This window comes from Pseudomaricurvus sp. ABR4_320 (assembly GCF_056159445.1).
This window is the reverse complement of sequence record NZ_JBSWVF010000048.1, coordinates 1-3,241: the sequence shown is the minus strand read 5'-3', so window position 1 is coordinate 3,241 and position 3,241 is coordinate 1. Positions and strand designations below refer to the sequence as shown.

Below are 3,241 nucleotides of genomic sequence, written 5' to 3'. Positions count from 1 at the left end.
AGATGCGGCTACATCCTTTTGCGTTCATTGCGGCCTCCAGAGTTGAAACGTTCATTTCTTTCTGGAGGCCGCGCCCTATACACGTTCAAAAGACGAAAAGTTGTATAGGGCGCGGCAAATTTTTTACGCCGCTATGTCAAGTTATTCTTCTCTGTTAATTTGCCCCTGTTGTTAGCTCTGAAACTCTAAAGTCGAGTTGTGTTACTCAAACACAAAAACGAGCGGCGGAAAAGCTGTCGGGTTGATAACCTTGTTATGTGTAGTTAATTTTCAGATTGACTAAACCAAAACGATGTCAGACTTCATACTATATAAAGCAAATAGAGCTTCTTATTGCTCGCGTTGCCCAATATTGTTTTTCTGTAGAGTTTTGAGTACATCATCAAGGGTTGCTAGGAACTCATGCCCTGAAATATTCATGCCTCTATGAGTTTCTAGCATGTCTTTTCCTTCATAGATTTGCGGTCCACCTGTGACAGAGATGAAAAAAGCCGCTGCCCCTTTCTTAAGATTATCGGAGTTAGAGTTAGTAAATCTGGGAGCTATCGCTGGATTCGATAAATGAATATCAACCAAATCATTAGCAATTTGAGTAATTCCCTCAGTACCACCTAAACGTTCATATAATGACTTACTCATTTTGCTACCCTTTTATTTTGTATATATATGTTCATATTTCAGCCTTATCACGAAATTTTTATTAAAAAAAAGCCCTCACAGCAGGCTGGGAGGGCTTTCTTGGTGATAGGGCAAATTTCACACAAGCAGTAGCTCCCCCAGCCATCTAGTGGTGGTGCGGGTAGAGGTGCAGGTTGTGAAGAAATTAATATAAATCATCACTGCTGTCCCGTTAACTTTCACAGCAGCGCCATCTGTTGAGTGTTCTCACCTGGCATTCCCGGCGGATCGCCGCCTAGCAACTCAATCAACTCACGTTTTTCGAATAAGTTTATTTGCAAAAGACGTAAAATCTCCTGCAGACTTTTCCTGAGTTTCGACTGGAACTTGATGAATGCCAGTATCAAACAGACGCACATGGCGATCCATATTTGGGTCAGCACCGCATTCCTACTGGTGCCGACAAAGGATTTGATCTTTAGGTTCTGCTTGATCCATTTGAAGAACAGTTCCACTTGCCAGCGGGATTTGTAAATATCGGCGATCGTTTTTGCAGACAACTTAAAATGATTCGTCAGGAATACGTATCGGTTCCCCGTCTCTGGATCTTTATAGCCAATTCGACGCAGTCGGATTGGGCATTTTTTGGATGTCATTTGTCCAGTGAATTCGATGGTTTGGTCACAGGTCAAGCCGGTACCTGAATCTACCTTTACGTGCTTTACAACCCGGTAGTTGGCATTCGCCTTTAACCGGGTGACAAAGAAAATTCCCTTATCTGTCAACTCGTTATACCAGCCGTAGTCGTTGTAGCCGCGGTCCATTGCAACAATGCTGCCTTTGGGAAACTGCAGTAGCTTTCCCATATTGACGTCGTGGCAATTGCCTTCGGTAATGGACACAAACTCTGGCAGATAGCCGGAATGATTCAATCCAACATGTAATTTGATGGCACCTTTTGTACTGCGAAAATCCGCCCAGGGAAATACAGACAAGCATAAATCAATCGTCGACGCATCCAGCGAATACAGAGGATTTTTAAATTTGAAATGATGCTCTGGCACACGATTCCGACATTGCTGCATTAGCCTGCCAAACAGAGCTTCGTAAAGCTCATGCGGTTTGTCCTCGTTCATCCTTGCCAGGTTTGATCGAGAAAGTTTTGCAGAGCCCAAGTGGTATAGCCGGTGCGCCTGACTGGAGACGCTTTCCACGATATCGCGCAGGCTGCAGCGGCCAGTCAACTGCGCCATGACCAGACAAGTAAATTGTGACCATCGAGACGCTTTTCGAAAGGATCGACCCGAGTGATGCTGTTTAGCCAGTGTCTCAAATTCATGTCTCGGAACCAGTTTTAGTAATTGACTGAAGATCGTATTACAATGAGCCAAGGCCTGATTCTCCTTTTTGATTCAATAGGTTATTCGCAAACTCATTGTATCAAACCGGCTAGGAATCAGGCCGCTTCTTTTTCGGTTAACGGGACAGCAGTGATTACATATGATGAACCAACCACCCCGAAAATCCACTTTGCAAGTTTCTCTTCCATACTTGTGCCATTTAACGCCCGGCTAATGGGTGCGCCACCAGAGAGACGCATTGTGCAACACTGGCTAGGCCAGGCACAAAAGCGGCACGGAAGTGTCGCATCCCATTGAGCCGCTTGTTAAGGTACATTGGTTGGGTCTAGTTCTAACATTGAAAGCATGCCGTCAAGGCTAGCGGATATTACAACCTCAGAAGCAATTTTATGGTCCCACAGCACAAATTCACCCGAACTTTTGCAGAGGATAAAGTTACCTTCCAAATCAACGCCAACAATAGATGCACTTTTCCCACGCCACCAAGGTGCTGACAAATGCTTCCATGCATCTTTCTTTAATAGAATCGCTAGCTGCACGTTTCTGCCTTTTAGCTTTAGAAGGCGAATCATTCCCAAATTTTCAATCGCCTTATCAAGTCGATCCATGAAGAACCTTAACGCCGCGTTAAGTAGTGAACAACGCGACCACCGTACCTAAACTATTGTGTCGTAACCACTAAAGTTGATTCAAACCAAAACTGCCAAGCGTTGTGAATCCGTCTTAAACGCTTTGTTATATGCGTGTTTGAGTAGAGAGAGTAACCAAGTCTTCACTGTCGTACAAACGTTCTGCGGATTCTTGCATACCAAGCTTGCGGAGTAGTTTTTCTGATGCCAGATTTTCTATTACCGCTACTCCATAAACTTCAGACACCAAACCCGATTCCAAGGTGAAATTCAGGACTGCCTTTGAAGCTTCAAAAGCGTAGCCTTTACCTTGATATTGAGGTAGTAATGCATACCTGATATCTGAAAAACTCGAGTCCTGAACTAACTCAACGCCAGCATAACCGATTTTTTGAGATAGCTTACTCTTTAACGCAACAATGAAAGTACCATAGCCTTTCGACCAGTGAGCCACTTTGCTTGGTACGTAATTCTGAATGTACTCCAAGCTAAAAGGCTTTCCACCCGGTAAATATCTTGTCGTTTCAGCGCAAGTCAGAAGTTTTGTATAAATATCAGAATCTTCTGGGGTTACAGGGCTAAGTATTAGCCTTTCAGTCTCAATCATCGAATTATCCATTTTCTCTAGAGCAT

Annotated in this window: 4 protein-coding genes; all 4 read right to left on the bottom strand. The window is 43.9% G+C overall.

The annotated features are described in order from the left end of the window. Positions 1 to 330 precede the first annotated feature (330 nt). Complete coding sequence (locus ACXAFR_RS27170) at positions 331 to 639, bottom strand: group I truncated hemoglobin (RefSeq protein ID WP_475183254.1); 309 nt, start codon at positions 637 to 639, stop codon at positions 331 to 333. A 218-nt stretch (positions 640 to 857) separates the two neighbouring features. Next, entirely contained in the window at positions 858 to 2,009 is a 1,152-nt protein-coding gene (locus tag ACXAFR_RS27165) for an IS4 family transposase (RefSeq protein ID WP_475183253.1), read from the bottom strand. A 275-nt stretch (positions 2,010 to 2,284) separates the two neighbouring features. Further along, a complete protein-coding gene (locus ACXAFR_RS27160; RefSeq protein ID WP_475183251.1) occupies positions 2,285 to 2,587 on the bottom strand; it encodes a hypothetical protein in 303 nt (100 codons plus the stop codon). Between the two features lie 127 nt (positions 2,588 to 2,714). After that, a partial coding sequence (locus ACXAFR_RS27155) for a GNAT family N-acetyltransferase (RefSeq protein ID WP_475183248.1) occupies positions 2,715 to 3,241 on the bottom strand: 527 nt, incomplete at its 5' end.

Coding starts and splice junctions, on each gene's coding strand:
- ACXAFR_RS27170 (WP_475183254.1), bottom strand. CDS start 639: ATGAGTAAGTCATTATATGAACGTTTAGGTGGTACTGAGGGAATTACT.
- ACXAFR_RS27160 (WP_475183251.1), bottom strand. CDS start 2,587: ATGGATCGACTTGATAAGGCGATTGAAAATTTGGGAATGATTCGCCTT.